Raw genomic sequence first — 1,135 nt, 5'->3', positions numbered from 1 at the left:
GGTGTGGCGCTGGTGCTGGTACCAGCGGGCGTTGTCGATGGCGACGGCGGCGCGGGCGGCGAGTTCGGCGACGAGCAGGGAGTCGTCATGGTCGAACGGGGCCGGGTTGCGGGTGCGTTTGAGGTCGAGGACGCCGAGGACCTGGCCGCGGGCGATCAGCGGCACCGCCAGGTAGGAGTGGACGCCGGCTTCCTCGAGGAGGCGGGCCGCGTGATCGTTGCGGGCGATCCGCGCCAGGTCGCGGGGGCTCACGCGGGGCACGAGGACGGGGTGGCCCCCGACGGCGGCCTGGGTCACGAGCCGGTGCGCGTGGTAGTGCGTCACCTCGCCGACCGGGTCGGCGGCGGCGGTGGCCGGCGTGGGGTGGGCGGTCTTGAGGGCCATCGCGCGGAACGCCGGCGGGCCCTCGTCGTTCGGGTTGCCGGCCGCGCCGGGAAGCAGGGCGTCCAGGAGGTCGACGGCCGCGACGTCGGCGACCTCGGGCACGATCACCTCGGTCAGCTCCCGGGCGGTGGCGGCGAGGTCCAGGGTGGTGCCGACCCGGATCGACGCATCGGCGATCAGGGCGAGGCGGCGGCGGGCCCGGGCGGCGGCGAGGGACTGCCGGTACTGCTCGGTGACGTCGATGACCGAGATCGCCAGCCCCAGCACCCGGTCGGCCTGGTCCTCCAGCCGGTAGAACGAGGACGTCCAGGCGTGCTCGCCGCCGTCGTGCGGCATGTGCCCGGTGGTGAACTCCTCCAGCACCGGCCGGCCGGTGGCCAGGACCTTCCGCATCCGGTCCTCGATGGCGGCGACGTCCAGGTGCGGCAGCACCTCGCCGGGGGTGCGGCCGAGGTGTCCGGCCGCCGGTACGCCGTTGATCCGTTCCAGGGCGGGGTTGACCAGGACGTAGCGCAGGTCCTGATCGAGGACGGCGAGGCCGATCGGGGCCTGGTCGACCATCCGCGCCGACAGCGCCACGTCCCGCTCCACCCGCTGGAGGGTCTCACGGGAGGAGGCGATCCCGAGCGCGTACCAGGTACCGGACGAGGCCTGCAGGCGCATGTTGCGCATCTCCACCAGGACCGTGTGGCCGTCCTTGTGGCGGGCGGGGAACGCCCCGGCCCCCCCCCCCCCCCCCGCCCCCACCCCG

General features: G+C 75.1%; 1 protein-coding gene. It reads right to left on the bottom strand.

Annotation, left to right across the window (positions count from 1 at the left end):
* Positions 1-1,056: PAS domain-containing protein (locus MCM47_RS41265; RefSeq protein WP_308222641.1), on the bottom strand; the 1,056-nt coding region annotated here is incomplete at its 3' end.
* Positions 1,057-1,135 lie beyond the last annotated feature (79 nt).

Source organism: Kitasatospora sp. A2-31 (genome assembly GCF_022288725.1).
In the GTDB taxonomy this organism is placed as follows: Bacteria; Actinomycetota; Actinomycetes; order Streptomycetales; family Streptomycetaceae; genus Kitasatospora.
The sequence above is the reverse complement of the archived record's forward strand: the minus strand, read 5'-3'. Positions and strand labels throughout refer to the sequence as shown.